Origin of the sequence: Myxococcus sp. CA056, assembly GCF_013336715.1 — a bacterium.
Taxonomy (GTDB): domain Bacteria; phylum Myxococcota; class Myxococcia; order Myxococcales; family Myxococcaceae; genus Myxococcus; species Myxococcus llanfairpwllgwyngyllgogerychwyrndrobwllllantysiliogogogochensis.
The window spans coordinates 88,209-113,094 of sequence record NZ_JABUMT010000005.1; the positions used below are offsets into that span (position 1 = coordinate 88,209).

The 24,886-nt window shown below is 69.5% G+C and carries 24 protein-coding genes; 10 read left to right on the forward strand and 14 right to left on the reverse strand.

All coding sequences use genetic code 11. The features are described from left to right. Positions 1-2: 2 nt before the first annotated feature. Positions 3-911: a DUF3396 domain-containing protein gene (locus HUA76_RS22670; protein ID WP_174462043.1), complete on the reverse strand. Its 909-nt coding sequence runs from the start codon at positions 909-911 to the stop codon at positions 3-5. Beyond that, on the reverse strand, positions 908-1,720 hold the full coding sequence (locus tag HUA76_RS22675; RefSeq protein ID WP_174462044.1) for a hypothetical protein: 813 nt from the start codon (positions 1,718-1,720) through the stop codon (positions 908-910). Before HUA76_RS22675 ends, HUA76_RS22670 begins: the two co-directional genes overlap by 4 nt. A 94-nt stretch (positions 1,721-1,814) precedes the next feature. On the opposite strand from HUA76_RS22675, the gene HUA76_RS22680 reads away from it, so the two are divergent. Beyond that, positions 1,815-2,663, forward strand: a complete 849-nt coding sequence (locus HUA76_RS22680) for an MBL fold metallo-hydrolase (RefSeq protein ID WP_174462231.1) — start codon at positions 1,815-1,817, stop codon at positions 2,661-2,663. Positions 2,664-2,679: 16 nt separating this feature from the next. Here the strand turns inward: HUA76_RS22680 and HUA76_RS22685 are convergent, their stop codons facing one another. Further along, positions 2,680-3,273 carry an HD family hydrolase gene (locus HUA76_RS22685; protein WP_174459372.1) on the reverse strand — a complete coding sequence of 198 codons (594 nt, stop codon included), beginning with the start codon at positions 3,271-3,273 and terminating at the stop codon, positions 2,680-2,682. 188 nt (positions 3,274-3,461) lie between these two features. On the opposite strand from HUA76_RS22685, the gene HUA76_RS22690 reads away from it, so the two are divergent. Then, complete coding sequence (locus tag HUA76_RS22690; protein ID WP_174462045.1) at positions 3,462-5,690, forward strand: transporter substrate-binding domain-containing protein; 2,229 nt, start codon at positions 3,462-3,464, stop codon at positions 5,688-5,690. A 34-nt stretch (positions 5,691-5,724) separates the two neighbouring features. Here HUA76_RS22690 and HUA76_RS22695 read toward each other — a convergent pair whose 3' ends face one another. The 9 genes from HUA76_RS22695 to HUA76_RS22735 form a co-directional block, all read right to left on the reverse strand. After that, positions 5,725-6,429, reverse strand: coding sequence for a hypothetical protein (locus HUA76_RS22695; protein WP_174462046.1), 705 nt, complete (start codon positions 6,427-6,429; stop codon positions 5,725-5,727). A 12-nt stretch (positions 6,430-6,441) separates the two neighbouring features. Continuing rightward, positions 6,442-8,004 (reverse strand): mucoidy inhibitor MuiA family protein, encoded by a 1,563-nt coding sequence (locus tag HUA76_RS22700; RefSeq protein WP_174462047.1) that lies wholly within the window; start codon positions 8,002-8,004, stop codon positions 6,442-6,444. Continuing rightward, complete coding sequence (locus HUA76_RS22705; protein ID WP_174462048.1) at positions 8,004-10,280, reverse strand: DUF4139 domain-containing protein; 2,277 nt, start codon at positions 10,278-10,280, stop codon at positions 8,004-8,006. Before HUA76_RS22705 ends, HUA76_RS22700 begins: the two co-directional genes overlap by 1 nt. A 108-nt stretch (positions 10,281-10,388) precedes the next feature. Further along, positions 10,389-10,853, reverse strand: coding sequence for a hypothetical protein (locus HUA76_RS22710; RefSeq protein WP_174462049.1), 465 nt, complete (start codon positions 10,851-10,853; stop codon positions 10,389-10,391). After that, a complete protein-coding gene (locus HUA76_RS22715) occupies positions 10,850-11,695 on the reverse strand; it encodes a DUF692 family multinuclear iron-containing protein (protein ID WP_174462050.1) in 846 nt (281 codons plus the stop codon). Before HUA76_RS22715 ends, HUA76_RS22710 begins: the two co-directional genes overlap by 4 nt. Next, on the reverse strand, positions 11,692-12,567 hold the full coding sequence (locus HUA76_RS22720; RefSeq protein ID WP_174462051.1) for a TIGR04222 domain-containing membrane protein: 876 nt from the start codon (positions 12,565-12,567) through the stop codon (positions 11,692-11,694). The genes HUA76_RS22715 and HUA76_RS22720 overlap by 4 nt, the downstream gene beginning before the upstream one ends. Positions 12,568-12,757: 190 nt before the next feature. Then, positions 12,758-13,300, reverse strand: a complete 543-nt coding sequence (locus HUA76_RS22725) for a D-alanyl-D-alanine carboxypeptidase family protein (protein WP_141641260.1) — start codon at positions 13,298-13,300, stop codon at positions 12,758-12,760. A 96-nt stretch (positions 13,301-13,396) separates the two neighbouring features. Beyond that, positions 13,397-13,807 (reverse strand): MGMT family protein, encoded by a 411-nt coding sequence (locus tag HUA76_RS22730; RefSeq protein WP_174459379.1) that lies wholly within the window; start codon positions 13,805-13,807, stop codon positions 13,397-13,399. Between the two features lie 54 nt (positions 13,808-13,861). Continuing rightward, positions 13,862-14,392: an FHA domain-containing protein gene (locus HUA76_RS22735; RefSeq protein WP_174459380.1), complete on the reverse strand. Its 531-nt coding sequence runs from the start codon at positions 14,390-14,392 to the stop codon at positions 13,862-13,864. 185 nt (positions 14,393-14,577) lie between these two features. Between HUA76_RS22735 and greA the strand changes: the two genes are divergently transcribed. The 5 genes from greA (at position 14,578) to thrC (ending at position 20,900) form a co-directional block, all read left to right on the forward strand. After that, the gene (greA, locus tag HUA76_RS22740; RefSeq protein WP_141641263.1) at positions 14,578-15,096 is read left to right on the forward strand and encodes a transcription elongation factor GreA; all 519 of its coding nucleotides are present in this window, start codon (positions 14,578-14,580) and stop codon (positions 15,094-15,096) included. 185 nt (positions 15,097-15,281) lie between these two features. Beyond that, complete coding sequence (gene recG / locus HUA76_RS22745) at positions 15,282-18,080, forward strand: ATP-dependent DNA helicase RecG (protein ID WP_254614408.1); 2,799 nt, start codon at positions 15,282-15,284, stop codon at positions 18,078-18,080. 156 nt (positions 18,081-18,236) lie between these two features. Beyond that, positions 18,237-18,881 (forward strand): protein-L-isoaspartate(D-aspartate) O-methyltransferase, encoded by a 645-nt coding sequence (locus HUA76_RS22750; protein WP_174462053.1) that lies wholly within the window; start codon positions 18,237-18,239, stop codon positions 18,879-18,881. Between the two features lie 124 nt (positions 18,882-19,005). Further along, on the forward strand, positions 19,006-19,566 hold the full coding sequence (locus tag HUA76_RS22755; protein ID WP_174459383.1) for a hypothetical protein: 561 nt from the start codon (positions 19,006-19,008) through the stop codon (positions 19,564-19,566). After that, on the forward strand, positions 19,563-20,900 hold the full coding sequence (gene thrC / locus HUA76_RS22760; RefSeq protein ID WP_174462054.1) for a threonine synthase: 1,338 nt from the start codon (positions 19,563-19,565) through the stop codon (positions 20,898-20,900). Before HUA76_RS22755 ends, thrC begins: the two co-directional genes overlap by 4 nt. 69 nt (positions 20,901-20,969) lie before the next feature. Here thrC and ribB read toward each other — a convergent pair whose 3' ends face one another. Then, a complete protein-coding gene (ribB, locus tag HUA76_RS22765; protein WP_141641268.1) occupies positions 20,970-22,124 on the reverse strand; it encodes a 3,4-dihydroxy-2-butanone-4-phosphate synthase in 1,155 nt (384 codons plus the stop codon). 214 nt (positions 22,125-22,338) lie between these two features. On the opposite strand from ribB, the gene HUA76_RS22770 reads away from it, so the two are divergent. Next, complete coding sequence (locus HUA76_RS22770; protein WP_217440105.1) at positions 22,339-22,677, forward strand: hypothetical protein; 339 nt, start codon at positions 22,339-22,341, stop codon at positions 22,675-22,677. Beyond that, positions 22,674-23,330, forward strand: a complete 657-nt coding sequence (tmk, locus tag HUA76_RS22775) for a dTMP kinase (protein ID WP_141641270.1) — start codon at positions 22,674-22,676, stop codon at positions 23,328-23,330. The genes HUA76_RS22770 and tmk overlap by 4 nt, the downstream gene beginning before the upstream one ends. A 9-nt stretch (positions 23,331-23,339) precedes the next feature. On the opposite strand, the gene HUA76_RS22780 is transcribed toward tmk, so the two are convergent. Beyond that, the gene (locus tag HUA76_RS22780) at positions 23,340-23,963 is read right to left on the reverse strand and encodes a hypothetical protein (protein WP_174462055.1); all 624 of its coding nucleotides are present in this window, start codon (positions 23,961-23,963) and stop codon (positions 23,340-23,342) included. A gap of 162 nt (positions 23,964-24,125) precedes the next feature. Here HUA76_RS22780 and HUA76_RS22785 point away from each other — a divergent pair, with 162 nt between their 5' ends. After that, a complete protein-coding gene (locus HUA76_RS22785) occupies positions 24,126-24,863 on the forward strand; it encodes a molybdopterin-binding protein (RefSeq protein ID WP_174462056.1) in 738 nt (245 codons plus the stop codon). The last annotated feature ends 23 nt before the right edge of the window (positions 24,864-24,886 follow it).

Consider the following 24,886-nt stretch of genomic DNA (forward strand, 5'->3'; position numbering starts at 1 on the left):
CCTCAATCGAGGAAACGACGCTCCCATCGAAGCAACTCGTCCGCGGGGAGTCCGAGGCTGTAGGGATGTTTCTCGTGAAAGAGCCAGGGCTCCAGGACGCGTGCCAGCTCGCGGTATGCGGGCAGGGTGTTGTCGTGCAGGGTGTCACCGGCCTCGGGCCAGGAGCCCAGGGTGATGATGGCGCTGTCTCCGGGAAGGGCGTCGATGGTGGTGCCTGGCGCGCGGAGTTGCTCACGGAGTGCCGACACGCCACCAAGGCCCGCGAGTGCCGGCTGGCCGAGGAAGGTGAGCCAGGAAGGTCCCCGTACGCGGGTGCCGAGCTCCCAGGAGACGTGTTCCAGTTCGAGGAGGTCCAGGCCTGGGTAGCGAAAGCACACCTTGCGGACCTCGGCCATCATCCCGGCGACATCAAGTTCGCCATTGAAGGCGAGGCCCACATGTCCCGAGCAGAACGGCAGGAGGCTTGCGATCTTGAGTGCCAGCTCACGCACCTTGGCGGGTCCGTTCTGTTCCAGGTACTCGGTCGGTAGCCAGAAGCGCACCGCGCAGACAGGGTGGCGTTTTTCAGGGCCTAGCGCGGCGTCAGGCGGCTTACCGAAGTACTCGAACCGGTATTGATAGCGTGCGTCTTCCTCATCGTGCAGCAGGAGCAGCGGCGCTTTCCGTTCGAGAAGCTTCGCGCGGACGAATGACCACTCCTGTTCTGTCAGGTCAATCCACTCGCCATCCTCGCTGGCATATCTCCCGATGGCGTTGGGGCCGATTGCTTGCAGATACGCCTCCATTGCCGCGACGATCGCTTGAGCGATTTCCTGATGGGGGCGGTCCATGAAGAAGACGAAGCTCAACCCTTCGCGCACCAGAAGGAGTTCGCCATACATGAGACGAATCCGTGGGTAGTGATCACTCATGGCAGAACTCCCCAGCGCGGAAGGACTCGTGACGCAGGAGCACCAAAGGCTTCCCTATAGATCATCTTCTGGGTCATGCCTCCGTATACGTGGCCCGCAGGGTACTCGTGCCATGGTGTCATGTTCGTTCCGGTGCAGGGAAACTTGAAGTCGTAGATGGCATGGGCGCTGAGTGGATCTCCGTTGTGGATGACGAGATCGGGAACCAGTGTTCCCTTCAGCTCACTGCCGCAGCCCGACTTGAGGAGGCCGCGAGCTTCTTCCTCGCTGACCATCGCGAGGGTCCTGCGTGATTTGTCGTAACGGTAGCGCTGCTCGCGGCTGAAGCCTCCTGGGATGATTTTCTCCAGAGCCGTTTCACTACAATCGAGTGCCACGCGATGCATGAGACACCCGAGCTGCATGGCCAGGGTCATGCGGCGGTTGGATGCTTCATCGATGTGCGACTCATTGCACTCGCTGCGCGTGGGGGCCCGTCCGCCCCGGTGTTCGAGAAGCACGGAGGAGCGAGCCTGGTCCGCGCACTCCTTGAGGCGCTCCTCGATGAGCGCCTGGGTGGCGGAGTCGAGCACTCGAATCGCGGCGGCGGCGGTCCGGGTGGCGGAGACCATGGCCTGAATCGGCCGGACAGGAGGGACGACAGCTTCCTCTCCAGCGATGCGCGCGCACAGCTCCGGCCGCTGTCGACAACTGTTGGATGCCGAGTCGAACTCGTAGCGCCCTGTCGACGTGCGCTCGGGCGTGCCCGCGCAGGCCGCGAGCAGCAGCGCCCAGGCCCACATCCTTCGCCGTCGTCGGGATCGCTCCATCCGCGGTCCTCCTTCTTCACCCATCATGACGCGGATGACACCCACGCCCCAACGTGGGTTGCGACCAGGGGGCAGTCACGCCATAAACATGGCGATGCTCACCGAGGTCCAGGCAGGCCCCTATACCGTCCGAGGCATCTCTGTCGGCGGCGTCTACACCTCCCTCCAGGTCCCCGAGCTGGACGTGGTGCTCGACGCGGGCATCCCCATCCGCTCCTTCGCGGGCACCGACCGCATCTTCCTCAGTCATGCCCACCCGGACCACGCCAGCGGGCTCGGCTCTCTGCTGGGCATCCGTCGGCTCCTAGGGAAGGGCGAACCTCAAGTCTTTCTCCCCGCCGAAATCGAGGCCCCCGTCCGTGAGGCCCTCGGCGTGCTCACCCGCCTCCATCACACATCCATGGACGTGCGGACCGTCCCCATGCTCCCCGGTGACGTCCAGCCGCTCGGGCAGGGGCTTCACGTCCGCGCCTTCCGCACGCACCACCCCGTCCCTTCGCTCGGCTACCAGTTCATCCGCCGCGTCTCCAAGCTGCGCCCCGAGTTCCTCGGCCTGCCTCCGCAGGAAATCGCCCAGCGTCGCAGGGCCGGCGAGAACCTCCTCACCGAGGTGGACCACCTGGAGCTGGCCTATGCCACCGACACGCTCGCCCGCGTGCTGGAGACCGAGCCTTCCCTGTTCGACTCGCGCGTCCTCATCCTCGAAGCCACCTTCGTCGACCCGAAGCGCCCCGTGCAGGATGCGAGAGACCGCGCCCACCTCCACCTCGACGAACTCATCGCCCAGGCCGACCGCTTCCACAACGAATCCATCGTCCTCATGCACTTCAGCCAGTCACTCGGCCCTCAGGAAGTGCACGCACTGATTCGCGAGCGCCTCCCGCCCACGCTCGCCGAGCGCGTGCGCGTCTTCGCACCCGAGTCCGGTCGTTGGTTCGGCTGAGCCTCGCGTTACAAACTCAGTCGGGCCTCAGTGTTTCCAGCTCCGCGAGCACCGCGCGCAGCTCCGGCGCCTCCAGCGCCTTCTCCACCGACGCGAAGAACTCCGACAGGTCTCCTGCTCCCTGGTACTCGTAGACGCACGCCTGGAGGCCCATCTCCAGCCGGTCCACCTGCCGCACCAGCCGTCCCTCGAACGAGCTGCCCTGTTCGTACTCGTCCCACAGCGCCAGGTACTCCGCGCCCCGCGGTAGCTTGCCCACGAGCTGCTCCATCGCCCGGCGCTCCATCGCGTGCTTGTCCTCGCGTCCCACTCCGTCATGGGGCGTGAGGTCGCCGACATACGCCTCGCCGAGGTCATGCAACAGGGCAATGCGCATCGCCCGCCCCGCGTCCGCTTCCGGGAAGTGACTGTCCACGATGAACAGCGAGAGCAGCGCGACGAACAGCGAGTGCTCGGCCACGCTCTCGCATCGCTCCGGCGCAATCCCCACTCGCAACCATCCCTGACGGAAGAGCTGCTTCAGGTGATTCAGCTCGAAGTACGTCTCGATGATCGGGAGCGTCTTGCGCCCTCCGAGCAGGGCGATGGGTGGCGAGCTCTTCGTCTTCATGCGTCCCTCCACGCTACACCCACGAGCCCGCGCACTCCCGTACTCCAGGTGAGGCTGAGTGGCCTCTCATGGCCCTCCCGGTGCGCATTTCAGGGGCCTGCGTGATTTCACCCCACGACCTCGGCTAGACGGGGGACGAGGGTCGGGTCCGCGACGTTGGACACGGTCCGGAGGAGAGGGAAGCACCCATGGAGTCTTCTTCTCGTCAGTGCCGAGGCGCGTCGCAGTGGCTGCTCATGGCCGCGCTGTTCGTGAGTGTCACCGCCTGCAAGCAGGAGCCGCCCGCTCCGCCGTCAGCACCGCCCCCGCCTGTCGCCGCCGTGGAGCCGGAGGACCCTCCGTTCCCCGAGCAGGCCCTGCCGCTCCCCGCCGAGGTGGCTCAGGTCGCCGCCGAGCCCGCGAAGCCGCCCGAGCCTCCCTTCACCGGAGACCTCCCCGCGCTGCGCAAGCGCGGTGTGCTGCGTGTCCTCGTGGAAGGCACCGATGAGGACTTCCTGCCACGTCAGGGCACGCCCCGCTCGCAGGACCGCGCGCTGCTGGAGCGCTTCGCCGAGAAGCACGGCATGCCCGTCGAGTTCCTCGCAATGGAGCGCTTCGATCAGCTCATCCCCTCGCTGCGAGAGGGGCGCGGAGATGTCATCGCCGCGGACCTGACCGTCACCCCCGAGCGCTCCAAGGACCTCGCGTTCACCCGTCCCCTGGCCCTGGTGAACGAAGTCGTCGTTGGCAAGCGGGGTGCCGCCGGACTGCCTCGCAAGCCAGAGGAACTCGCGGGCCGCGCCGTTCACGTTCGCGCCAGCTCCACCTTCGCCGCGTCGCTCGCCGCTCTCGCGAAGGAGAAGGCCTCGTGGCTCACCATCGAGCCCGTGCCCGAGAGCACCGACTCCGAGGAACTGGCCTGGAAGGTCTCGCGGGGAGAAGTCCCGCTCACCGTCGTGGACAGCCACCTGCTCGCCGCCATCGAGACGTACAACCCGGACGTGGAGGGCCTCTTTCCCATCGCGGAGAAGCGCGCTCTCGCCTGGGCCGTGCGGCCGGAGAACCCCGCGCTGCGCGGTGCCCTGGATGCCTTCCTCGTGGAGCGCGCGCTCACCGACCACAGGGAGCAGCGCTTCACGGGGGACCTTGACGCCATCCGCAAGCGCGGCGTGCTGCGGGTCCTCACTCGCAACAGCCCCGTCACGTACTTCCTCCACCGAGGCGACCAGGCGGGCTTCGACTACGAGATGGCGAAGCTCGCCGCCGCCGCGCTCAAGGTGCGGTTGGAGGTCGTGGTGCCTCCTTCGTATGAAGAACTCCTCACCTGGTTGAAGGAGGGCCGAGGAGACGTGGTCGCCGCCGCGCTCACCGTGACGCCGGAGCGTCAGCGCGAGGTGGCCTTCAGCCGCCCCTATCTCTTCGTGGACGAAGTCATCGTGCAGCGCGCGGGGGCGCCGAAGCTCGAATCCCTGGCGGCCCTGAAGGGCCAGGCTGTCCACGTCCGGCGCTCATCCAGTCACTTCGCCACGCTCAAGGACGCGGCGACCCAGCACGGCTTCACGGTCGTCGAGGCACCCGAGGACCAGGACGCGGAGACCCTCATCGACCAGGTGGCTCGCGGAGAGATTCCCTTCACCGTGACGGACAGCCACATCCTCGCCGCCGAGCGCGTGTACCGCGATGACGTGGAGGCGGGGGTGACGCTACCGGGGCAGGGGTCTCGCGCCAGCACGGAGGGGCACCACGGCATCGCCTTCGCCGTGCGTCCGCAGAACGTGAAGCTGCGCGCCTTCCTGGATGGCTTCGTGCAGAAGACCTACCGGGGCACCGAGTACAACCTGGCCCGGCGCCGCTACTTCGAGGGCCACCGGAGCGAGGCGCCCGCGACGACGGAAGAGGCGGTCCTCACCGGTGCCATCTCTCCCTATGACGTGCTGGTGCAATCCTACTCGCAGCGCTACGGCCTGGACTGGCGATTGATGGTGGCGCAGATGTTCCAGGAGAGCCGCTTCGACCCTCGGGCGCGAAGCTGGGTGGGCGCGCAGGGTCTCTTCCAGGTGATGCCCGGCACGGGCAAGGAGCTGGGCTTCCGGAAGCTCGAGGACCCAGAGCAGGGCATCCACGCGGGCGTGAAGTACATGCACCAGCTCATCGGCCGCATCGCTCCGGAGATTCCCTTCAAGCAGCGGCTGCGCTTCGCGCTGGCCTCCTACAACGCGGGACTGGGCCACGTGCTGGACGCGCGGCGGCTGGCGCAGGAGCAGGGCTGGGACCCCAACCGCTGGTTCGGCAACGTGGAGAAGGCCATGCTCCTGCTGGAGAAGCCCCAGCACTACCGCCGCGCGCGACACGGCTACTGCCGGGGCTCCGAGCCGGTGAAGTACGTCTCCGAAATCCAGACGCGCTACGGCAACTACATCGCCGTCGTGCAGCACTGACTCCCCAAGCGCGGCTCGGGGTTTCAGTCGTGACTCAGAGACTCACGCCCACGTACGCGGCGGCCCAGGGGCCGCTGAGCGAGACGGAGAATGTGTCGGGCTCCGAGTCCGCCACCATTCCGAAGTTCCGAGCCTGCTTCACGTACTGCGTGTAGCCCACGTTGACGCGGGTGTGGACCCAGCGGTTGAGCTGGTACTGGAGCGCAGCCGAGCCGCCTCCACCGAAGGTCCATTTCCGGACGCGACGCTGGAAGGCGCCCGAGTCGGGTTCCGGGGCCGCCGTCCCATCAGGCTCCGTTGCGAACATGCGCCCGGAGGCGAGGCTCACCTCGGACGCCGCGCCGAAGAGACTGAGGCCCAGGAGCAGCTTGCCCGTCAGCGCGAAGCGCTTCTCGAACCCCGGCCGCACCGAGAGGACCTGCAGGTCACCCCCCGTCAGGTACCACTCCACGCCGTTGGTCCACCACCAGTCGCTCCGGTCCGAGCTCCGCACCATGTTGAAGTGCAGCCCGCCCGCCAGGCGCATCGCGCTGGCGCGAGCCCCCAGCGTGCTCGTCCTGTCTCTCCAATCGAGCATGTAGGCCGTCGGGTGCTGCACCCGCGCCCACGAGCCCCCGAACTCCACCGAGAGCTGCGGGGGCCGTTGCGCCATGTCCGACGCGGTGCCCGGCGGTGACGAGGAGGCCCCGGCCGTGAAGGCCGGGCCCAGGGCGAACAGCAGGCCGAACAGGGTGCGCATGACAAACCTCCTCTACAGCCCCGCGACCTTCGAGGCGCTGGACACCGTATAGACCAGGGTCAATTCCTGCTGGGAACGCGGCGCGGCCGTCACCTCGAACCGGGCGATGCCGTCCGCGCTGACCCGCGTGGGCGCTGGCTTCGTGCCGTCCTTCAGGAGGTTCACCTCCACGGTCTCCACCTCGGACACGGGAATCCGTTCCTCCAGCGCCACCGACGCGGGCTGCGCGCTCATGTTGGAGAGGAACATCTTCACGTGGTGCGTCTTCACCTTGCGCCCCGTCAGGCGGCTCGTCTCTTCCTGCAGGTCCGTCTGCCGGGCCACCCGGAGCGCATCCTCGCTGCCGAAGCCCAGTCGCACGCGCTCGCCCTTGCCCGTGAAGCGCAGCTGCGAGCGGCCCACGTAGCCACTGACCCGCACCAGGTCCACGGGACCCGCGAGCAACACCGCCGGCCCCACGTTGTCGAAGCGGGCCACGCGGTGCGCCAGCGGTGACAACTCCGGGCAGACCAGCAGCTCGGAGGCCGCGGGCGCGGTGAAGTGGAACATGGGGACGCGGTGAGGCTCACCGTCCGAGGGCACCGTGGTGCGGTGGGTCGCCGCGAGCGTCAGGGCCTCGCCGCCGTCGTCCATGCCCGGAAGGCCCTCGTCGCGCTTTCCTCCGCCACCTTCGCCGGTGGTCTGGATGACCTCCTCGCGCATGGAGACCTCCACCACCTGCTTCTCTCGCTCCGTCTTGTCGCGCAGGAAGAGCCAGTCCGTCTCCAGCCGGGGAGGGGTGGCGCCCAGTGTCGGCCGCGCCGTGGAGAACGCCAGCTCCACGTCCTTCCACTCCTCCTCCGTGCGTTGCCACACCACCGCCTCGCACTCCAGCCGCACCGTCTGGCCCGTGCCGCTGGCGGCTTGCTCCAGCGTCGCGCGATAGGCCGGACGCCACGCCGCGCACGGCACCAGGTATGTGATGGACAGGAGCGCGGTGCCTCCCGCGGGGTGGCCCACTTCCAGCTCGGCGTGGACGTCCAGCTTCGCCTCCGCCTGCTGCGTCCCCGCAAGCGCTCGCTTCGCTTCCTCGAGCTGCCGCTGCAGCCGTTGCTCCTCGCGCAGAGCACCGCGAAGTGCCTCGTCCGCGACCTCGAGCGCCTGGCGCACGGTGTCCAGTTGCTGCTTCCATTCCTCCGCCTGCGCCTTGCCACCACCGGCCTGCTCGGAGATGGCGCGGTACACGTCCGCGTGCGCCGTGGTCAGCAGGCCCTGGCGCGTGCTCAGTCGCTCCCGGTCCGCGCGGGCCTGACGCTCCTGTCGCTCCAATTCCGCCACGCGCCGGCCCAGCTCGGTGGCGTGCTCGCGTCGGGCTTCGGGAAGCTGGGGCTTCTTCGCGCGCCGCACGCGCGCCTGGGACACGGTGCCTCCGGCAAGCTTCGCCTGGAGCGAGCGGTCCACCGCCAGCGGAGACAACCCCGCAATGACCAGGCGCTGGGCACCTGGCACCAGGGGAACTTCACCTCGGCGCTCGACGAGCGCGCGATCTTCCAGGACGGTGACCTTGACCACCGGCAGGGTGAGGGGCGTGCTCATCATGTCCTCCGGTTTCCGCCGCCGAGCATCTTGCTGGCGGGAATCTTCACGGTCCACGTCGCCTTGAGTGTCTGGGCCTCACCCGGCTGGAGCACCACGCGCCACGCGCGCTCGCCCTCCACCGGGACTTCTCCTGGCAACGGCGTGCGCTTCTGCCAGACCGGCGCGACCTCCGTCTCCTCCACCTTGATGTCCTTCTCGAACCCCGTGGGGACGGCGGGCACTCGCTCGCACACCTCGACGAGAATCCGGTTGGACATCCGATTGGCCAGCTCCACCGAGACGTGGTGGGTCAGCATCGTCGCGCCACCGAAGATGCCGCCGGTGGCCTCGTCGAAGCGCGTGTTGCGCGCGACCTTGATGGACTCCTCCACGCCCAGCCCCAGTCGCTGCGTGGAGCCTGGGGGCATGGTGGGCAAGGGCGACGTCATCAGGAACTCATCGCCCAGCGTGACGTCCACCGGGCCCGCGAGCAGCGGATAGGGCGTCCGATTCTCCACCCGCACCGTGCGGAACGCGCGGGACTCCACCGAGGGCACGCAGACGTACTCGGCGGACAGGCCCACCGGCACGGACAGCACCGGCAGCGTGTGCCACGCGGCGTCCGAAGGCACATCCGCGCGCGTTTCCAGGTCGAAGCGCGCATCGAAGTGCATCGCGGACTCGCGGGGCGGCACCGTCCACGTGGGCGTCGGGACGCGCCAGAGGCTGTTGACCTCCTGCTCGCTCACCGCGACGAACGAGAGGATGTTGACCTGAATCTGCACGGCCGACAGCGCGAGGATCTCCCGGGTGACGTGCGACGGGCGGGGACGCAGCCGGCCACGTCCGTCCATGTCGTCCGCGGGTGTCAACGACAGGCGGTCATAGTCCAGCAACGAGTCCGAGGGTTCCAGTCGGGGCACCGCGCTCGGGCGGTCCTGCGCCCCGCCTCCTCCCAGGCCCCCATCGGTCATGTCGGCGTACACGCGCGAGGAGCCTCCTTCCTCCTCCGCGTCCTGCGGCATGTCGAGCTGCTCGTCATCCATCTCCGCGGGGGCCACCGAGCCGCGAGAGCGCCTGAGCGACTCAAACTCCCCGGCCTGGGTCGAACCTCCCCGAGAGCCTGGCGCCATGTTTCGCGGAGCCGCCGCGGGCGCGGGCGGTGGAGGTGGCGCGGAGGCCGAGGCGCTGCCCACGGAGCGTTTCTTCGGAGCCATGGGCTTCGGGAGTGCGCGCCCGCCCTTAGGGGCGGCTTCCTTGCTCCGCTCTCGTTCTCCCGGCTCCTCCAACTCCACGCCAGACGAATCGTAGAGGCCACCGGAGACGGGCTCGTCCCTCGGCGCGGACTGGGGGCTGGTGGCGGCCTGCCGGAGGGTGTCGTAGCTCGCGAAGAGCTCGTCCAGGCCGGGAGGCGGCTCGCGCCAGCCAGAGCGAGGCGGCGGGGGTTGGCGGCGGCCGATGCGCAGCGCCTTCAGCTCGGGGACCTCGGCCTTGCGGTCCAGCGCGGCCGTGGACACGGCGAGCTTCACGCCCGTCCAGTCCTCGCCCGTGCGTTGAATGATGGAGGCGCGCATCCGCAGCGTGCCTTCCTCCAGCGTCCGAGGCAGGCGCAGGTCATAGGTCGGCACCCAGCGCGCGCCCGGGACGGCGTACTCCAGCGAGATGAGCGCGGGAGTCTCCCGGGGCCAGGGGTTGCCGGACAAGGTGAGGACGGCGGCGCGGTACACGCGGGCCCGCTCGCCCCGCACGGATGAAGAGGCCTCGTGCAGTCGCTGGCGCCGCAGCCGGACATCGGCCTCCGCGTCACGGTGCGCCTGCTCCAGCTCCAGTCTCCGCGCGTTCAGGGACGTCAGCTCCGTGTCCACGAAGGACGTGAGCGCCAGCAGCGCCGCCAGCGGGGCCTCGTGAGGGACATAGGCGTCCTTCTTCGGCGGCGCGAAGGTGGGCTTGAGCTTGCCGATGGACTGGAGCTCGCGTTGAACGCCCTCCAGCCGCGCCGCTACATCCGAGACTCGCGCGAGCGCCTCCTCGAGGGCGCGGTGCTCACCGGGGACGTCGACCTCGGGCGGGAGCTGGACGTCGAAAGTCGGCCGGATGGCACGGATGGAGAGCCCGGGAGGGCCCTGTCGTACAGCGGCCCGGAGGGTTCCGGGGCGCAGTGACATCGGAAGTCCGTTGAGCTGGATTTCGGTGGGGACGCGGTCCTCCACGAGCTGCAAGGTGGCGATGCGAGTACACAGCGCCCCTTCTGCGTGAACGGTGACTGCATCCAGGATGGATGGCACGACGAGCATGCGCCCCCTCGGCTCGGGATGAAGTCGCAAGGCTAGTCGAGATGGGCGCCAGAATCATGCCCCACACGGTGTCGTTCCGGCGGGAGGGGCGGTGTTGACGCTCCACTCCTACCGCAGCACCCGTCCTCCGGGCAGACGCAAGGCCACCCGGAAGCGCCGCGTCGTGATGTCCCGCCGGACCACGAGCCAGAAGCCCAGGCGTCGCACCCGCTCGCCCGCCGAGGTCAGCCGCCAGCGCGCATCGAAGTCCATCAGGACCCCGGACATCGAGGGAGGCAGTCGTCCCTCCTCCTGGAGCGATGCCGCGAAGCGCCGACCCTCCGCGAGCGAGTCGGGCTCCACGGACATGGGATGTGCGCGTGCCCACGGCTCGAAGCGGGCCCTGAAGTCCGTGCCCAGCGCCGCCGCGAGCGAAGGCCATGCACGCTCCACACCGCGACGGCGCTTGTGAAGCAGGGATTCGGACGCCGCGAGCACGCGGGCCGTGTCGAAGCCGGAGGGCAGGGGCGCGCCCACGCCCAGGGCCTTGACGAGCTCCGCCTGGGCCCGGGCCAGCCGCTCGCGCGCGCTCATCCGTGGGACTCCGCATGCCATCGCGAGACTCCGCGCCGGAGCGCGGCTTCCATCGAGGAGAGTTCGGAGGCGAGCTCCGCTGGAGCGGGAAACCGGTCATCGCGCTCGAGCATCACCGGCACCGGCCCGAGTCGTGCCGACAACTGCTCCAGCAAGGCCAGAGGGCCACTCGGCACCGGGTGCGCATGCGTGTCGTGGTACAGGCCGTCCCGCTGGACGCCGCCCGCCACGTGGACATAGGCCAGTCGCTCGCGCGGCATACAGGCCAGCACCGCGTCGGCATCGGTGCCGTGGTTGAGCACGTGGGCGTGGAGATTGGCCACGTCCAGCAGCAGCGAGGCGCTGGTGCGCGCGAGCACACCGGCGAGCAGCTCCGCCTCCGAGAACGCGGCGTCGGGCCACTCGAACAGCGAGGCCACGTTCTCCAGCGCCAGCGGCACCGGCAGCGCCGCCTGGGCGCGCAGCACGTTCTCCGCGAGCACGTCCAGCGCCTCCTCGGAGCGGGGCAGGGGCAGCAGGTGTCCTGACTCGAGCCCTCCGGCGCGCACGAACGCGAGGTGCTCGCTGACACACACGGCGCCCACGCGTTCCGCCTGTCGCGCGAGCCAGGCGAGACGGCGGGAGTCGAGAGGCTCCGCGGAGCCCAGTCCCAGCGAGACGGCGTGCAACACCACCGGCACTCCTCGCTCGCGCAGGCGCACCAGGGGCTCGGGCACGGCGCCCGAGTCGGGCAGGTGTTCGGCGAGGACCTCCACGAAGCCCGGGGCCGGCAGCCGGTCGATGAACAGCGCGAGCTCCCTGCGCCAGCCGATGCCGACACCCTGGAGCGACAGGCTCGTCAATCGCCACCTCCGCAGCCGCCGCAGCCACCCCCGCCGCCATCGCCTCCGCCGCAGCCATCGCCTCCGCTGGACGAATCGCCGAACCCGAAGGAGTTGCTCCCGGGATCCACTTCCCGGCGCATCAACTCGAAGTCACTCGTGGACATGGCGCCCAGGCCGAAGAGGGCCACGGCCATGCCGACGTCGTGCCCGTTCAGCATCTCGGGGGCCTCGGCGCTGCGCGCGGCGGTCCTCAGGGGCTGTTCCCGCCACCGCAGCTTCTGAAACACCGAGTCTCCCTGGCGGCTCGTCCAGACCCGCCGCGCGAGGAGCCCGATGCCGGCCGTGGCCACGCAGCAGAACACCACGAGGATGGCCACGGGCTTGTCGCGCTCCAGGCCCACGGAGATCTTCGTCAGTCCCAGCAGGAGCACTGCGAGGCAGGGGAGCGGCGGCAACCAGCGGGCGCGCCATCCCCAGGCGTCATCGACGAGCCATCCGCGCTCGATGAGTGCGGGCTTGAGCTGTTGGATGGCGGGCTCCGCGCGCTTCAGCAGCTCGGACGACTTGACCTCGCCATCGGTGACGGCGCGGCAGACGACGCGCTCGATGAAGGCGGCGTCCGGGCGGCGAGAACCGGTGGACTCGAGTCGCGCCCCATGCATGCGAATCGAGCCGTCGTGGAGGAGCCTGGCCAGGGCCGCGTGGACCACGGCCTTCGGCCCGGAGAGCATGGCGATTTCATAGGGGTCCGGGTTCAGGGGCAGGGCACCGGGGTCACCTCCGGGCTGGCGCAGCAGGTAGCGCAGCAGGAGTCCCACCAGGAACGCGAACGCGAAGAGTGCGGCGAACAGCTCGAGGAACTGCGGGCCCGACATCTCCAATGGATTCATCGTGGCGGCCTCCATGCTGGTTCACCCCCTCATGAAACGCACCGCGAAGCCGCTGACAGCGAGGGCCCGTGACGTCTTCGTGACGTCCCGGTGTCACCGGAGCGTCCGACGTCCGCGCCCTGGAGAGGAGCAGTCTACCGTGAAGCCGCCACGCCGCGCTGTGTCGCGCCGAGCGGGGCGCGCGTGAGCCTCAGCTCGGGTCCTTGCGCGCCACCGGTTCCGGGGACGCGGGAGGGCGCGTGGGATTGCCCAGGCAGTCGAAGCCGACCACGGGAGGGAAGGTGCTGCTGGGGCGGTACTCCCAATGCCACGGCTCCGAGGGCACCGTGCGGCGGAAGCCAAAGCGGCACGCGTTGGCCTCCAGCCAGAGGTAGCGCTTCGAGGTGCGCTGACCGATGACGAGGTCCACCGCGAGCCCTCGCTGGTGGTTGGAGCGTCCGGGCCGCGCCGCCTTGTTGCCACGGCCCCGGCGGTACTCCTCGTAGAGCCACCGTTGCTCGCGCAGGGAGCGGTAGCCGCTGGTGACTCGCAACACCAGGCCGTCCTTCGTCGCTTCGGTGGCCATGCGTTCGAGGGCCGTCGCCGTGTCGCGATGCAGCCGGTGGCCGCCTTCGACCCGCACGAGCTTCGCGGCCTTCACCTTCTGCCGCCGGGGACGGGACTCACCGGCGAAGGCGACGGTCGTGAACAGGCACGTGAGGATGACACTCCAGCGGAAGAGCGCGAGCGACATGGCGGAATCCGGTCTGGGGAAAGGACCTGACTCTCGCGCGTTTATTCCCGCAGGCAAGCAGGCGGGAAACCGAGCCCTCGTCGGAGTTTCCGCCGATCAGAACAAGGAGAGCTGCGTGGACGACGGCTTCTCCACGGGGCGTGGGAGCGTCTTGAAGCCATGGGCGCGAGCCCACTCCTCGCTCGGGCCGCTCCAGTGGTGCGCGTCCATCTTCGCGTGGCCCTTCTCGTCGAAGGCGACGCCCTCGGCTTCCAGCAACTCGCGCTGTCTGTGTCCGTCCAGGCTGATGCCACCCGTGCGGTTGATGATGCGCTGCCAGGGGACGGTGGCCGAGCGAGCACCCAGCGCGCCCAGCGCATGGCCCACGACACGGGCATCGCAGCCTTCCTCGCCGAGGAGGGTCGCGATGTCTCCGTACGTGGCCACCTTGCCCCACGGTACCTGTTCGACGAGCGTGTAGATGCGCTCGTAGTAGTCGCGCTCGTCGCGCGGCGGACTCTGCGTCATGACGTTCGGGCTCCTGGGGGAAAGCTACCCATCCAGCGCGTCTCGACGCGAGCGCTAACCGCTGCGAGAGCCCAGGCCCGTGGCCTCGCCTGCTCGCAGCCGTTCGTGCAGCGTCCTGGCCTCCAGGTACCAGAACTGGACGTTGCCGAAGCTGAGGATGTCGCCGTCGCGCAGCGTGGCCACGCGGGTTCCCAGCGTGCCGGCGTTGAGGAAGGTGCCGTTGGTGGAGCCCAGGTCCTTCACCGTGCAGCGGTTCTCGGCCTCGTTCCAGCGCAGCTCCGCGTGCTGCTTGGAGACGGACGCGTCGTCAATGACGAAGTCGCAGTCCATGCGCCGGCCGATGGTCAGGTGGTCCGTCGAGTGGAGCGGGGGGAGCGTCACGACGCGCAGGTGTTCGAATTCGAACAGCAGGGTCATCATTCCGAGGCTGATGTCCTCGGGGTCCGCCATGCGGGTGGGCGCGAGCACCGCCGCCGAGGCTTCCGAGGGAGGGCGCTGGATGAGGGCGAAGGGCCCGAGCTGCCGCTCGAAATCCTTGGCGGGCAGTGACGCGGCGAGCGCGCGGAGTTCCTGGACGGACAGCACGCGGGGCAGCCTAGCGGGTCACCCCGCGTGCGCCCAGCGGCCCGGAGGGTGTCATGTACGGCTTTCGTTGACCTGCATGTCACGGGTTCCCTACATTGAGCACTTCATGGTGGGGGCCGGGCTCCGGGAGGAGCGCCGGCCCTCAATCTTTAGTGAACCAGGGAGTGGTGGAAGGAGCTGTGTCGATGGCGAGCGGGAGCGACAACATCCCGATGACCCCCTCAGGACTGCGCAAGCTCAAGACGGAGCTCAAGCATTTGCAGTCTGTCGAGCGGGGTAAAATTTCACGGGAGATCGAGGTCGCCCGGGCCCATGGGGACCTGCGCGAGAACGCCGAGTACCACGCGGCGAAGGAGAAGCAGTCGCACATCGAGGGTCGCATCCTGGACCTCAACGACTGGATTGCGCGCGCCGAGGTCATCGACACCAGCAAGCTGGGTGGCGACAAGGTCGTCTTCGGGGCGACCGTGGACCTGCTGGACACGGAGACGGACAAGCCCGTCACCTACCGTCTCGTGGGTGAGCTGGAGGCCGACCTGAAGAAGCGGTGGCTCGCCGTCACGTCGCCGGTGGCCCGGGCCCTCATCGGCAAGCGCAAGGGCGATATCGCCACGGTGCAGAGTCCGGGTGGGACGCGTGAGTTGGAGGTCCAGGAGATTCGCTTCGAAGACCCCGAGGACGAGGCCCCGCCCAGCGAGGGCTGAACGTCAGCGGTATCCTTCTCGAGAGAAAGCCGACGGGGGAGCGGGCCTGAGCTCGCTTCCCCGGTCGCGTTTTCTGGGAGACGTCACCCCCGTTCCGTAGGATGGATGGACGTGACTCACGCGTGAACCATCCGCTCGCCAGTCTTGTGGGACCCCTTCGGTACGCGTGCCAGCGTGACTTCGCCATGCTCGCGACCTTGAAGGACCTGACGTCCGTCATGGAGCGCGCGCTGGCGGGAGCCAGCGGTGTGGACTCCGAGGCGCTCGGGCACCTGCGCGCGGCGTTGCCCTATGTGGACCATCCCACGCCGGAGCGCCGCAAGGCCGCGCTGCGTCGCGTGGTCATGGCGCTGAAGCTCAGCGGCGTCGCATTGCCCGTCGAACTGGACGGAATCGCCCAGGCCGCTCCGAGGTCCGAGGGACCTGGTGAGCCCGGGCGAACCGGAGACGCCTCACGGACGCGCGGGCAGGAGGCCTTGCTGGAGCCTGCCGCCCGTGGCCGAACGCGCGTGGGGGCGGAGAGTGGCCCTGTCGCGCCGCCTCCGGGCTATGTGCAGACTCCTCCGTGGAAGTCGAACGACCCACTGCCTCCCACGCCTCGCGCGAAGGCTCCCGAGCCCCGCTCGACGACCGGTGTCGCGTCGCCGACGGCGAACCCTCGGTCCTATGGCGCGGAGGCGGGCCTCGCACGACCCGGCAACGTGCAACCTGCTCGGGGAGAGATGCGCCCGGGGGGACGTGGCGCCCGACAGGCCTCGCTCGACACGGGCGCGGAGTCCGGGGCCCCTCCGGCCAAGGCGAAGAAGGAGCAGCGCAAGAAGAAGCGCGCCGTGGCGGCGGAGGCGTCCCGCTCCGAGGCGAAGCTCCTGTCCATCGCGCCGCGCTCCGGTCCGCTGTCCTCGCCGCTGAAGACGCTCGGCAAGCGCCTGGGGCCTCGGCTCATCTCCGCGCTGGACAAGAAGGGCCTTCGCCGGATGGGCGACATCCTCTTCCTGTTGCCGCGCTGCTACGAGGACCGCAGACGTCTGCGCACCATCGCCGAACTGGAGCCCGGGGAGCGCGGTGTCACCGTGGGCATGGTGAAGGTCGCGGACTACGTCCCGGGCAAGCAGGGACGGCGGATGTTCCGCGCCGTGGTGGGAGACCGCTCGGGCAGCATCGCCGCCACGTACTTCCACGCGGGCCCCTGGCTCAAGAGCCGCTTCACGGTGGGCAAGCGCATCGTCCTCTCCGGTGAAGTGCGCGCGACGATGAATGGTCGCGAGATGGCGCACCCGGAAATCGAGCCCGCGGAGGACATGGAGTCCGCCACCTCGGTCCACTTCAACCGCATCGTCCCCGTGTACCCCGGCTTCGAGCGAGGCGAGCAGCGCTCCTTCCGCGAACTGGCGGCGCGCGTCGGCGAGCAGTACGCGCACGAGCTGGAGGACCCGCTGCCCGCGGACCTGCGTCGCCGGCTGGAGTTGATGGGGTTGCCGGAGGCGCTGCGCTTCATCCACTTCCCACCGGACGCGGCGGATCTGGAGTCGCTCGACGCGCATCAGAGCCCGGCCCATCGCAGGCTCGCGTTCGACGAGCTGTTCTTCCTCCAGTTGGGCATGGCCCTCAAGCGTCAGGGCATCAAGGCGGAGGAAGGCATCTGCTTCGATGTGTCCGCGCCTCGCCTGGAGAAGGCCCGCGCCGCGCTGCCGTTCCAGCTCACCGGCGCCCAGGCACGAGTGGTGGAAGAGCTGAGTCGGGACATGGCCCGCGCCGAGCCGATGAACCGGCTGGTGCAGGGTGACGTGGGCAGTGGCAAGACGGCGGTGGCGATGGTCGCCGCGATTGTCGCGCTGCTGGACGGCTATCAAGTCGCGGTGATGGCCCCGACGGAAATCCTGGCCGAACAGCACGAGCGCACCTTCCGCAAGGTACTGGCGCCGCTGGGCTTCCAGGTGGGGTTGCTCAGCGCGGCGGGGACGGCGAAGTCGAAGCGACAGGTGCGCGAGGCCGTGGCCCGAGGCGACATCCACCTGGCCGTGGGCACGCACGCCCTCATTCAGCAGGACATCGCCTTCGCTCGGCTGGGGCTCGCGGTCATCGACGAGCAGCACCGCTTCGGCGTGCTTCAGCGTCACTCGCTGATGAGCAAGGGCCCCAAGCCGGACGTGCTGGTGATGACGGCCACCCCCATTCCCCGCACGCTGGCCATGACGCTGTATGGGGACCTGGACCTCTCCATCATCGACCAGCTCCCACCGGGACGAACGCCCATCAACACGCGCGTCTTCAACGACAAACAGCGCGCGCGCGTCTACGAAGCCATCGCCACCGAGCTGACCAAGGGGCACCAGGCCTACGTCGTGTATCCGCTGGTGGAGGAGTCGGAGAAGCTGGACCTGGAGGACGCGACGCGCGGCGTGGAGAAGCTGCGGTTGGCCTTCCCCCAGGCGAGCGTCGGCTTGCTGCACGGGCGGATGAAGGCCGAGGAGAAGGACGCGGTGATGGAGGACTTCCGCGAGAAGCGGCTGCAGGTCCTCGTGTGCACCACGGTGGTGGAGGTCGGCGTGGATGTGCCCAACGCCTCGGTGATGGTGGTGGAGGCGGCGGAGCGCTTCGGCCTGTCGCAGCTCCACCAGCTCCGGGGGCGCGTGGGCCGTGGCGCGGCGGCCAGCTTCTGCTACCTGGTGGCCAACAGCGCGCGCTCGATGGAGTCCGTCGAGCGACTGGCGGTGATGGAGCAGAGCAGCGACGGCTTCGTCATCGCGGAGAAGGACCTGGAGATTCGCGGGCCCGGCGAATTCATGGGCACGCGGCAGAGCGGCCTGCCGGAATTGGCGGTGGCCAACCTGGCGCGGGACGGAGACCTGCTGTCGATGGCGCAGGTCGAGGCCCGTCGCATCCTCGCCAGAGACCCGGAGATGGAGTCTCCCGAGCACCAGAGTCTCGTGAAGGCGCTCGATGAACGCTGGGAAGGACGACTCGCGCTGGCTCGGGTGGGGTAGGGCGTTCGCCTCGCGCTGCCCGTCCCCCCACCCACTGGCCGAGCTGCTGCGGGAAGCACAGGCCCGGGGCTCGAACACCGTGGGGGCGCAACGCACCGACCCTGGTAGGGCGCCGGAGTCCCTGCTCGCCCATCCCGACATGGTTAGACTCCAGGCATGGGTGACCGGGGACGCGCCGAGTACCTGTCGAGTCAGGGCATCCGTGATGGACGGGTGCTGGAAGCCATCTCGCGACTGACGCGCGCGGACTTCGTGTCGGAGGCAGAGCGTCTCGAGGCCGGCGCCGACGTGCCGCTCCCCATCGGCCATGGCCAGACCATCAGCCAGCCCTATGTCGTGGCGCTGATGACCGAAGCGCTGGCCTTGAAGGGGCATGAGCGCGTCCTGGAGATAGGCACCGGCTCCGGCTACCAGACGGCGGTCCTGTCGCTGCTCTGCCGCGAGGTGTACACGGTGGAGATCGTCCCAGAACTCGCCCGCTCGGCGCGATGGCGGCTGCTGCGACTGGGCTTCGAGAACGTCTACTTCCGCCAAGGCGATGGCACCGATGGCTGGCCGGAGCAGGCGCCCTTTGATGCCATCCTCGTCACCGCCGCGCCGGCCGAGGTTCCCAGCACGCTGCTTGGCCAGCTCCATCGCGGTGGCTGGATGGTCATCCCCGTGGGGCCCACGGGGGGCACCCAGGAGCTGCTGCGCATCCATCGAGCACGAGAGCCGGGGGCCTTGCCCCAGGTGGAGTCTCTGCTTCCCGTCCGCTTCGTCCCGATGACGGGGGGACCGCCTCGTCCGGTTCTCCCCTGAAAGCTCGCGGGGGGCGGCCTTGGCCTGGCGCGGAGGAAGGGATGGTCCGCCCGGATGCTTGAATGCCGTCAGGGCCCTCGAAGGCGCGTTGCCCCCGAGCAGGGCCGCCCGCTAACGTCGCGCAATGATCATCTGCCCGGTCTGCGACCACGTTCAGCCCGAAGGGACCGAATGTGACGTCTGCGGAAAGCGGTTTCCCACCGCCGTGAATGTGGCGACTCCCCCCGTGGCACAGCTGCCGGAGCTGGAGCTGACGCCGCATGCGGGGGGCCGTGACGCGGTGGACGCGCCCGTGCTGCCGGAGCTGGACGGAACGCGCTTGCGCAGCGGGCCGGATCTGCCGGCCCAGGTGGTGCAGGACCTGGAGCTGACGCGCGCGGCACCGACGGGTGAGATGCCCGTGGCGGCGCTCGAGGAGTTGGACACGGGGCGCGCGCAGGATGACGGCGTGAGGACCCCGGCCCCGCTGGGCGCCGTCACCTGCCGCTACTGCCGCAACGTGCAGGCGGTGGGACTGCTCTGCGACAACTGTGGCATGCGATTGCCGCGCGCTCGGATCGCGGCGACCGCCGTGGCGGCGAAGGGGGAGGAGGACGGGTGGATGGCCTGCCCCTCGTGCCATACCCGAGGGCGGCCCGGACGCGCCTGCTCCGAGTGCGGCACCCGGCTCCAGGAGGGGGCGTGAGCGCCTCGGAGCCCGGCTTCCGGGCGGAGTACGCATGCAGCGAGGGCTGTGACTTCAGCGCCTCGCTCCTGGACGTCGTCTACCGGTGCCCTCGCTGCGAGGGGCTCCTGGAGGTGCGTCACGACGTGGCGGCCCTGCGAGCCGTGCCCGCGGCGGAGTGGAAGCGGCGCTTCGAGTCGCGCTTCGGCTCGGCGCGGCTGCCGGATGGCTCGGGCGTGTGGGGCAAGCGCGAGTGGGCCTACCCTCAGCTTCCCGTGGAGGACATCGTCTCCCTGGGCGAGGGCCGCGTGCCCTTGAAGCCCCTGCCGCGCATGGCGTCGGAGCTGGGGCTGGCCGCGTTGGACTTGAAGGAATGCGGCGTGTCGCCCACGGGCAGCTTCAAGGACTGGGGCATGACGGTCCTCGTCTCCGCCGTGAAGCACATGCGGGCCCAGGGCGTGCCGCTGCGGGCCGTGGCGTGCGCGTCCACGGGTGACACCTCCGCGGCGCTGTCCGCCTACTGCGCCGCGGCGGGCATTCCGGCGGTGGTGTTCCTGCCCCGGGACAAGGTCTCCCTCGCGCAGCTCGTGCAGCCCATCGCCAATGGCGCGCGCGTGCTGTCGCTCGACACGGACTTCGATGGCTGCATGCGACTGGTGCAGGCGGTGACGGCGGACACGGGCCTGTACCTGGCCAACTCGATGAACTCGCTGCGCATCGAGGGGCAGAAGATGGTCGCCGTGGAGCTGTGCCAGGACCTGGGCTGGGAGCCTCCGGACTGGGTGGTGATTCCGGGCGGCAACCTCGGCAACGCCAGCGCGCTGGGCAAGGGCTTCGAGCTGATGTTGGAGCTGGGGCTCATCACCCGCCGGCCGCGCATCGCCGTCGCACAGGCGGAGCGCGCCAATCCGCTGACCCAATCCTTCCGGGGCGGGTTCAAGGAGCTGGTGCCCATGCAGGCGCGGAGCACGCTGGCGTCCGCCATCCAGATTGGCAACCCGGTGTCCTTCCGACGCGCGGTGCGAATCCTCAAGGCCTTCGACGGCGTGGTGGAGGAAGCCACCGAGTCGGAGCTGTCCAACGCCGCCGCGCGCGCGGACAAGGAGGGCACCTTCACCTGTCCCCAGACGGGCGTGGCGCTCGCGGCGCTGGAGAAGCTGGTGGCCCAGGGAGTCATCGCGAAGGGCTCTCGCGTGGCGGTGGTGTCCACCGCGCACGGGCTGAAGTTCGCGGACTTCAAGGTGGGCTACCACCGGGGCACGCTGGCGGACGTCACCAGCCGCTATGCGAACCCTCCCGTGCAACTACCCGCGAACCTGGACGCCGTGCGCGAGGCCCTGTCGGACCTGGGCTGACGCCGCGCGGTGCGGCAGGGCGGGGCTCCCGTAGGAGGGGAGCCCCCGGGTTTTCCGAGCGCGGGTGCTTCAGTCCGCGAGCAGCGGGACGCGCTTGTCGATGGTGAGGCCGAAGCCGGCGAGCCCGCGGTAGGTGATGTCCGTGTTGGTCATCACCTGGAGCGAGCGCACGCCCAGGTCATTGAGGATCTGGCAGCCCATGCCCAGGTCTCTCGTCTCGTGCGGGCCCGTGCGGATGTCGGCGCTGCCGTCCGTGTTGCGCTTGTGGCTGATGCCGAAGTCGCCCCCGTGCATCCCGGGCAGGTAGACCAGGACGCCGGTGCCCTCGCGGGCGATGCGCGCGAGCGACTGGTCCAACAGCACGTTGCAGTTGCAGGTGGGGGAGCCGAACACGTCGCCCAGGGTGCAGGCGGCGTGCAGGCGCACCAGGGCGCTCGGGCGGGAGGCGGGGTCACCCTTCACCAGCACCAGCGACTTGGCGCCGTCCGGCAGCCACGTGTAGGTGAGCGCGGTGAAGTCGCCGTAGCGCGTGGTGACGGTGTGCTGGCCGGGCTCGCGGCGCACCAGCCGGTCCTTGCGGCGGCGGTACTCGATGAGGTCGGCGATGGTGATGACGGCCAGCTTGTGCTCCAGGGCGAAGGCCTTGAGGTCCGGCATCCGCATCATGGTGCCGTCGTCCTTCACCAGCTCGCACAGGATGCCGGAGGAGCCCAGGCCCGCCAGCCGCGAGAGGTCCACGGTGGCCTCGGTGTGGCCGGCGCGGCGCAACACGCCACCATCGCGGTAACGCAGCGGGAAGATGTGGCCGGGGCGCAGGAAGTCGTTCGCCTGGCTCTCCGGATCCGCCAGGGCCAGGATGGTCTTCGCCCGGTCCGCCGCCGACACGCCCGTCGTCGTGCCATGCCGGTAGTCCACGGAGACGGTGAAGGCGGTGCGGTGGGACTCGTTGTTGTCCGCCACCATCTGCGGCAACCGCAGGGCGTCCAGCCGGTCCGCCAGCATGGGCATGCAGACGATGCCGCTGGTGTGCCGCACCATGAAGGCCAGGTGCTCCGGCGTCACCTTCTCCGCCGCCATGATGAGGTCGCCCTCGTTCTCCCGGTCCTCGTCGTCCGCGACGATGACGAACTTGCCGTCGCGGATGTCGCGGATGGCGTCCTCGATGGAGGAGATCTGGAGGTCGTCAGGGCGCATGGAGGATTCGGTCCGCTCGCGAGTCTGCATGTGTTGGCGCATGTAGCGTCTGCGTCCGGGGCTGGCAAGCCAACCTGCTTGACGCCGTGCGCTCGGGTGATGGGGTGGATGAGCCATTCGCGAGGGCTCCCTCGCTCGCCCGTTGCGGTGTCGCTGGAATTAGTTGGGACCCAGAAGGTTGGAGTCGCCAGGGGCGAGTGACTCGACGCGTGGGACAGGCTGCTGTAGGGTGCCCGGCTCCGTGATGAGCGCCGATACCCAGGATTTGAGGACGCAGCTCGACCAGCTCCAGGAGAGCCTGTCCGTCCGCCAGAGCACCACCCACTTCGCCCACACGGGGGTCGCCACCCTGGCGGCCCTCATGTTCGCGGGGGCCGCTGGCAAGCTGTTCTATGACTCCCTTCGCACCCCGCTGATGGCCTGGGGCGTGACGCTGCTGGCGCTGGGCCTGCTGGCGTACGCGTTGCGCCGCTACGTGGTGGGGCGACGCGTGCTGGCCGACGAGTTGACGCGCTTCCAGACGCTGCTGGAGCTGCGCAGCCAGCTGCGGCTCGACGACCCCGCGGCGCTGCTGCCCCGGTGAGCGCGGCCCGCAAGTCCGCCCGACGGGGGCGGTTCATCGTCCTGGAGGGGCTCGACGGAGCCGGCACCACCACGCAGGCGGAGCGGCTGGCCTCCGCCCTCCGCGCCGAAGGGCACGCGGTGCTCACCACGCGTGAGCCCTCGGATGGCCCCGTGGGCACGTTGATTCGCCAGGCCCTCACCGGACGGCTGGGCCTGCCGAATGGCGCGGGCCCGCTGGCGCCGGAGACGCTGGCGCTGCTCTTCGCGGCGGACCGGACGGACCACCTCGCGGCGCGGGTGCTGCCCGCCCTCGAGGAGGGGAAGCTCGTCCTGTGCGACCGGTACGTCCTGTCCTCGCTGGCCTACCAGGGGGCGTCGCTGCCCATGGCCTGGGTGGAGGCGGTGAACGGGTACGCGGTGTCCCCGGACCTGACGCTGTTCGTCGGCGTGGCGCCGGAGGTGGCGGCGAAGCGCCGGGCGGCGCGTGGCGGGGCCGCGGAGCTGTTCGAAGCGGACGAGGCCCAGCGGCGAATCGCCAAGCAGTACCTGGCCGCCATCCGCCGCCGCGCGAAGAAGGAGCGCATCGTCCACATCGACGGTGAGCAGGGGATTGAAGCGGTGACGGCGGCGTCGCTGGCGGAGATTCGCAAGCTGCTGGGCCGCAAGCGCTGAAGGAGCGGGTCAGCGCGCGACGTCGAAGCTCAGCGCGACCTCCGCCCCATCTCCCGAGCAGCGGCCCGCCGTCTTCCCGACGCTGCGCAGCACCAGGCGCCCGCGGACCCGGGTGTCGCTGTTCTCCTCGAGGACGAGCTGCCCGGCCACCTCTTGCGTCAGGGCTTCCTTGGGGACGGTGCCGTAGCAACCCGTCGCCACGAAGACGGCCTGGAGCTTCGGGGAGTGCCCCTTGCGTGGGGTGAAGGTGATGTCCCGGAACGAGTCCGTGGGGGCGGCGATGGCGTCACCCGCCACCGCGAGCGTCATGGGGCCCGCGCCGAGGACCTCCTTGTCGAAGCGCACGGAGACACATGCGGAGGTCTCGTCGTCGGCCACGACGCTCGACGGGTCGTTCAGCCCGCACAGGCGAAGCGTCCGAGGTGCTCCGCTCTCGAACTCGGCGGAGCGGTGCTGGTCGAACGCCATCCAGCCCTCGTCGTACGTCACGCGAAACGTTTCGCCCGAGTCCTCGTAGTGCTCGATGGACGAGTCGAGGGGCGAGTCGCTCACCGCGTCGTCACCGCAGGCGGCGAGGGACAGCAGCGACGCGAGGAACAGGGCGGACGGACGTCGGGCGGACCGGGGGGGCATGGAGCGCATGCCTCCAGGAAATGCAATCCGGATGCCCTTGTCCCCCGGGGAGAGAGGCCCTCCGGAGGGGGTCTGCCGCGCCTCGGAATTCTGACGCGACGACGGATCCTCGTGACTCGCGCGGCGGACTCCCCGGCCGTTGCGCTACAGTCCGCCCTTCCTATGGAGCGCACTGGCGCGGCGGCAATCATCATCGGCAACGAGGTCCTGACGGCGAAGGTCCAGGACCAGAACGGCCCGCACCTCATCAAGAGGCTGCGCGAGGTGGGCATCGTCCTGCGCTCGGTGGAAACCATCCTGGACGACGTGGACGCCATCGTCGATGCGATGAACCGGGCGCGTCAGCGGGCCCGCTACGTGTTCACCAGCGGCGGCATTGGCCCCACACACGACGACGTCACGGTGCGGGCGGTGGCGCTGGCCCTGGGCAAGCCCGTGGTGCGGCTTCCGGAGATGGTGTCCCTCATCGAGGCGCGAGCGCCCGATGGCAAGGTGACGCCGGAGGGGATGCGGCTGGCGGACGCCCCGGAGGGAGCGGTGCTGCTGCCGCAGGCGGGCACCTGGTACCCCGTGCTGACGGTGGGGGACGTGTTCCTCCTGCCCGGCGTTCCCCAGCTCTTCCGGATGCAATTGGAGACGGTGCTGGCGCGGCTGAGCGGCACCCCCGTGGTGCTCAGTTGCCTGTACCTGCGACTGGGCGAGAGCGACATCGCCGCCGTCCTGGATAACGTGGCGCTGAACATGCCGCACGTGGCCATCGGCTCGTATCCGGAGTTCGACCCGGGGAAGGACTACCGGGTGAAGATCACCGTGGAGGCCGCGGAGGGTGGTCCCGTGGAGGAAGCCGTCGCGCGAATCATCGGCGGGCTCCCCGAGGGCGCGGTGCTGCGGCGGGAGTAGCAGCCCTCCCGCCGTGCGCCTCG

What these genes read in the sequence shown, in the direction of transcription:
- HUA76_RS22670 (WP_174462043.1), bottom strand. Translation starts at nt 911, where the DNA reads ATGAGTGATCACTACCCACGGATTCGTCTCATGTATGGCGAACTCCTT.
- HUA76_RS22675 (WP_174462044.1), bottom strand. Translation starts at nt 1,720, where the DNA reads ATGGAGCGATCCCGACGACGGCGAAGGATGTGGGCCTGGGCGCTGCTG.
- HUA76_RS22680 (WP_174462231.1), top strand. Translation starts at nt 1,815, where the DNA reads ATGCTCACCGAGGTCCAGGCAGGCCCCTATACCGTCCGAGGCATCTCT.
- HUA76_RS22685 (WP_174459372.1), bottom strand. Translation starts at nt 3,273, where the DNA reads ATGAAGACGAAGAGCTCGCCACCCATCGCCCTGCTCGGAGGGCGCAAG.
- HUA76_RS22690 (WP_174462045.1), top strand. Translation starts at nt 3,462, where the DNA reads ATGGAGTCTTCTTCTCGTCAGTGCCGAGGCGCGTCGCAGTGGCTGCTC.
- HUA76_RS22695 (WP_174462046.1), bottom strand. Translation starts at nt 6,429, where the DNA reads ATGCGCACCCTGTTCGGCCTGCTGTTCGCCCTGGGCCCGGCCTTCACG.
- HUA76_RS22700 (WP_174462047.1), bottom strand. Translation starts at nt 8,004, where the DNA reads ATGAGCACGCCCCTCACCCTGCCGGTGGTCAAGGTCACCGTCCTGGAA.
- HUA76_RS22705 (WP_174462048.1), bottom strand. Translation starts at nt 10,280, where the DNA reads ATGCTCGTCGTGCCATCCATCCTGGATGCAGTCACCGTTCACGCAGAA.
- HUA76_RS22710 (WP_174462049.1), bottom strand. Translation starts at nt 10,853, where the DNA reads ATGAGCGCGCGCGAGCGGCTGGCCCGGGCCCAGGCGGAGCTCGTCAAG.
- HUA76_RS22720 (WP_174462051.1), bottom strand. Translation starts at nt 12,567, where the DNA reads ATGAATCCATTGGAGATGTCGGGCCCGCAGTTCCTCGAGCTGTTCGCC.
- HUA76_RS22725 (WP_141641260.1), bottom strand. Translation starts at nt 13,300, where the DNA reads ATGTCGCTCGCGCTCTTCCGCTGGAGTGTCATCCTCACGTGCCTGTTC.
- HUA76_RS22730 (WP_174459379.1), bottom strand. Translation starts at nt 13,807, where the DNA reads ATGACGCAGAGTCCGCCGCGCGACGAGCGCGACTACTACGAGCGCATC.
- greA (WP_141641263.1), top strand. Translation starts at nt 14,578, where the DNA reads ATGGCGAGCGGGAGCGACAACATCCCGATGACCCCCTCAGGACTGCGC.
- recG (WP_254614408.1), top strand. Translation starts at nt 15,282, where the DNA reads ATGCTCGCGACCTTGAAGGACCTGACGTCCGTCATGGAGCGCGCGCTG.
- HUA76_RS22750 (WP_174462053.1), top strand. Translation starts at nt 18,237, where the DNA reads ATGGGTGACCGGGGACGCGCCGAGTACCTGTCGAGTCAGGGCATCCGT.
- HUA76_RS22755 (WP_174459383.1), top strand. Translation starts at nt 19,006, where the DNA reads ATGATCATCTGCCCGGTCTGCGACCACGTTCAGCCCGAAGGGACCGAA.
- ribB (WP_141641268.1), bottom strand. Translation starts at nt 22,124, where the DNA reads ATGCAGACTCGCGAGCGGACCGAATCCTCCATGCGCCCTGACGACCTC.
- HUA76_RS22770 (WP_217440105.1), top strand. Translation starts at nt 22,339, where the DNA reads ATGAGCGCCGATACCCAGGATTTGAGGACGCAGCTCGACCAGCTCCAG.
- HUA76_RS22780 (WP_174462055.1), bottom strand. Translation starts at nt 23,963, where the DNA reads ATGCCCCCCCGGTCCGCCCGACGTCCGTCCGCCCTGTTCCTCGCGTCG.
- HUA76_RS22785 (WP_174462056.1), top strand. Translation starts at nt 24,126, where the DNA reads ATGGAGCGCACTGGCGCGGCGGCAATCATCATCGGCAACGAGGTCCTG.